General features: G+C 61.4%; 2 protein-coding genes and 1 pseudogene. 1 reads left to right on the plus strand and 2 read right to left on the minus strand.

Translation table 11 applies throughout. The annotated features are described in order from the left end of the window. Positions 1–27: 27 nt before the first annotated feature. Positions 28–918: pseudogene (locus HMPREF2808_RS12295) on the minus strand (IS481-like element IS5564 family transposase); the annotation flags it as partial. A gap of 39 nt (positions 919–957) precedes the next feature. After that, positions 958–3,843, minus strand: coding sequence for a Tn3 family transposase (locus HMPREF2808_RS12300; protein WP_011116984.1), 2,886 nt, complete (start codon positions 3,841–3,843; stop codon positions 958–960). Positions 3,844–3,968: 125 nt separating this feature from the next. On the opposite strand from HMPREF2808_RS12300, the gene HMPREF2808_RS12305 reads away from it, so the two are divergent. After that, on the plus strand, positions 3,969–4,301 hold a 333-nt coding region (locus tag HMPREF2808_RS12305; RefSeq protein ID WP_141751974.1), incomplete at its 3' end, for a recombinase family protein.

The following is a 4,301-nucleotide window of genomic DNA, read 5'->3' on the forward strand; positions in this document are numbered from 1 at the left end:
AAAGGAACGCCAGACATGGCAACCACCCTAGGTGTGATGTCCAGGGACGTTGTTGAGTCGGTCGAAGGGTACGCCGCCAATCGCAGAGTGGTGTCGGTGGTGGTTGTAGAAGTGGAGCCAGCCGGGCAGCGCCAGGCGTCGTTCGGCCTCTGAACCGTAAAACCTGGCATAGGCCCAGCCGTCCCCGAGCGTGCGGTGGAATCGCTCGATCTTCCCGTTCGTCTGCGGCCGGTAGGGGCGTGTCCGCTTGTGTCGGATGCCGAGCCGAGCGCAGAAGTCCCTCCATGCGTGGGATCTGTATGCCGACCCGTTGTCGGATAGGACTCGCTCGACGGTCACGCCTCGTTCGGCGAACCAGGCCACGGCGCGTTCGAGAACTCCCACCGCTGTGCTCGCCTGCTCATCCGACCAGATTTCTGCGTATGCGACGCGGGAGTGGTCGTCGATGACTGTGTGAACGAACGCCGTCCCGGTGCGCGGCTTGTGATCTTTTCCTCGTGGTAATCCCGGAGTCGCGAGCTTGTTCCGTGCGCCTTGCTGCCGACCTACGTAACGATGTCCACCGCCGTCGGGGATGTTGCCGAACTTCGTGACATCGACATGAATCAACGATCCCGGATGAGGATGCTCATATCGCCGCAATGGCTCGCCAGTGACACGATCGATATGCGAGAGGCGGTTCACGCGGCAACGGACGAGGACCGCGTGAACAGTCGACGTCGAGAGACCAAGTCGCGCAGCGATCTGGGCTGGCCCCAGTCGAAGCCGCCAGCGCAGGTTGATGATCTTCTTCTTGACATGCTCGGGCGTCCTGCCTGGGATCCGGTGCGGCTTGCTGGAGCGATCCTGCATCCCAAACTCACCCTCTTCCCGGTAGCGGCCTGCCCATTTCCGGGCAGTGATCGGGGAGACCATGAACATCTTGGGGTCGTTTGCGGGAGGGGGCGGAATCCTACGCTAAGGCTTTGGCCAGCGATATTCTCCGGTGAGATTGATGTGTTCCCATCCGAGCGGCGAAACATGGGCCAAGAGATCGGGCGATAGCAGCTTTCCATCGCGTTTCTGGTTTGCAACGACCTCGCCGAGCTTCATGGTGTTCCAGAAGATGATGATGGCGGCGAGCAGATTCATGCCGGCGATGCGGTAATGCTGGCCTTCGGCGGAACGGTCGCGGATTTCACCGCGGCGGTGGAAGCTGATTGCCCGCTTCAGCGCATGATGAGCTTCGCCTTTGTTGAGCCCGATCTGGGCACGCCGTTGGAGTTCGGCATCCAGAATCCAGTCGATCATGAACAGGGTGCGCTCGACGCGACCGACTTCCCGCAGGGCTGTCGCGAGCTCGTTCTGCCGCGGATAGGAGGCGAGTTTCCGCAGAATCTGGCTTGGCGCGACGGTCCCGGCAGCAATGGTGGCGGCGATGCGCAGGATGTCGGGCCAATTGCGCTCGATCATGGCTTGGTTGACCTTTCCGCCGATCAACGCTCGCAGGTGCGCCGGGGCGGCCGACGGATTGAACGCGTAGAGCCGTTTGGATGGCAGGTCGCGGATGCGCGGAGCGAACCGGTAGCCGAGAATGGCACATGCGGCAAAGACGTGATCGGTGAAGCCGCCCGTGTCGGTGAACTGCTCGCGGATATGGCGTCCAGCATCGTTCATCAGCAGGCCATCGAGGATGTAAGGCGCTTCGCTTGCCGTTGCAGGAATCACCTGGGTTGCGAACGGCGCATATTGGTCGGAGACGTGGCTATAGGCTTTCAGGCCCGGGGTATTGCCATATTTCGCGTTGACCAGGTTCATGGCCTCACCTTGCTCTGTAGCGACGAAGAACTGTCCGTCGCTCGAAGCCGACGTGCCCATGCCCCAGAACCGGGCCATGGGTAACGCTGCCTGTGCCTCGACCACCATGGCCAGCGCCCGGTCATAGGCTTCGCCCTCGACATGCCACCGTCCAATGCGGATCAATTCCCAGAAGGTGTGGGTGTTTGTCGCATCCGCCATTTTGCGCAAGCCGAGGTTGATCCCTTCCGCCAAGATAACGTTCATTAGCCCGATCCGGTCAGCGCAGGGTGCTCCTGTGCGCAGATGGGTGAACGCTTCGGTGAAGCCGGTCGCCGCATCCACCTCCAGCAGGAGATCGGTGATGCGCGTGGGCGGGATCTGCTTGTAGAGATCGAGCACCAGATCTTCGGCGCCTGTCGGCGCGGCGGCTTCGAGTTTCTCGATATGCAGAACGCCGTTTTCAATCGACCCGCCCGGGATCGTGCCTGCGCGAGCGGCACGGCCAAGCTCGCGCAACCGCATGTCGAGGCGAGCTTGCCGGTCTGCCAGCCATTCCTCCGGCCGCAATGGCACAGCGAGACGACCGCCTTCCGCGATGGCTTGTGCCGGAACGAGTGCGTGTTTCAGATCGCCATAGCGCCGGGACCTAGTAAGCCAGACATCTCCGGAGCGGAACGCATCGCGCAGATGGAACAGCACCGCGATCTCCCATAGGCGAGCGTCGCCAGCCCTCTGGGCCCGAAGGTGGCGATGCCATTTCGAGCTGGGCCGCAAGAAGCTGGTCATCGCGGCATCGTTCAAACCGGTACGAAGGGCCGTCACCGCTTCCAGAAGCGGCAGTGCAACGGGCGCAGCTCGCAGATCGAGCAGGCGCAACATGCGTGGAGCGTATCGGCGGAAGCGGTGATAACCGTCGAGCACATGATTGAGCGGATCGTCGGCCATGGTGGCGGTCAGCCTGGTTGCCATTGCAACAAGGGTTTTTAAGCCGTCCCACCCTGACCCACTCGCGATGACATCGCCCAGCGGCTGGCCATCATCCTGTGCATCGACCAGGGCGCCCCCGATCTCGGCGAAGGATTTCAGGGTGTCACGCACCACCCCCGCTTCGTCTGCGACCTTTGCATGGCAAATACGCTCCGAAGCACGGTAGAGACGGCCGACGATCCGGTCGTGGGTTTCGACCACTGCGTCGGCCAACATCGCCTGCCATTCCGAGACGCAAACAGCCAAGATCGCAAGCCGCCTGTCCTCCGGGAGATCGCGCATGCCGTCGGCATAATACCGTTCACCCTGCCTGCGCAGACGAGTCACCCGATGGGCAGGAACGCCGGCAAGCAGATCCTCGGGGAGATCGACGCGTTGCAGATATTCGAGCCGGTCGAGCAGCCGGTTGGCCGACGAAGAGTTCGAGCCAGGCTCGAACTGGCGCAGCCACACAAAACGGGTCACCCGATCATCAGCCGTCTCCTCGAGCAATGCCAGCAACTGTTCTCGGATCGACATAGGCAGCCGACTGGCGATCCTCGTCTCGATGCGTCGCTCGGCATCGACGAGAGCCGCGGCACAAAGCCGCTCGATCGTGGATGTCGCGGGAAGGACAGTGCGGGTGCGTCGGCACTCGGCTACGAAGCGACGGGCGATATCCTCGTTCGACACCGCCATCTCGGCTTCTCGGAACAACCATTCCTTCAGCTCGCTCGCACCACGTCCGGAGAAGGTGCGGAAGCCGTAGAGCCCCCGTAACTCGGCAAGATGCTCGTGCCGTGTTTCCTCGCGGGCAGCATAGTCTACGAGATCGTCGGCACCCAGGCCAAGCTGCGCTCCGATAAATTCGATGACCTCTGCAGGGATCAGTTCGCCTGGAGCCAGCACCCGGCCGGGATAGCGCAGGACACACAATTGCAGGGCGAAGCCGAACCTGTTGTGAGCGCGCCGACGCAGCCTGATATGCCCAAAGTCTTCATCACTCAGCGTATAGTGCTTGAGCAAATCCGTCTGTGAAGTCGGCAAGCGCAACAGCGCGTCTTTCTGCCGATCGGTTAGAGTGACGCGACGCGGCATACATGTTCCTTTTTCAAAATCTGATAGCGTTCAAGACGCTTTGTTTATGAAGCTGGTTGAGATACATTTCCAGAGGTCAATGCAATCGTGGCCGAAGCGCCGCCTCAAACCAACGTTTGTGATACATGCTGATCGGATATGCCCGCGTCTCCAAAGCCGATGGCTCGCAGTCTCTCGACCTGCAGCACGACGCCTTGCGCGCCGCAGGTGTCGAACGGGACAATATCTATGATGATCTTGCTTCCGGCGGTCGTGATGATCGCCCTGGCTTGACTGCCTGCCTCAAGTCATTGCGTGACGGCGATGTGCTGGTGGTCTGGAAGCTCGATCGCCTCGGACGATCGCTTGCCCATCTGGTCAACACGGTGAAGGAGCTGTCAGACCGCAAGATCGGCCTGCGGGTTCTGACTGGAAAGGGCGCTCAGAGGCACTGTTGCAAAGTTAGCGATGAGGCAGCC

The organism is Corynebacterium sp. HMSC078A10, from assembly GCF_001811565.1.
Taxonomy (GTDB): domain Bacteria; phylum Actinomycetota; class Actinomycetes; order Mycobacteriales; family Mycobacteriaceae; genus Corynebacterium; species Corynebacterium hesseae.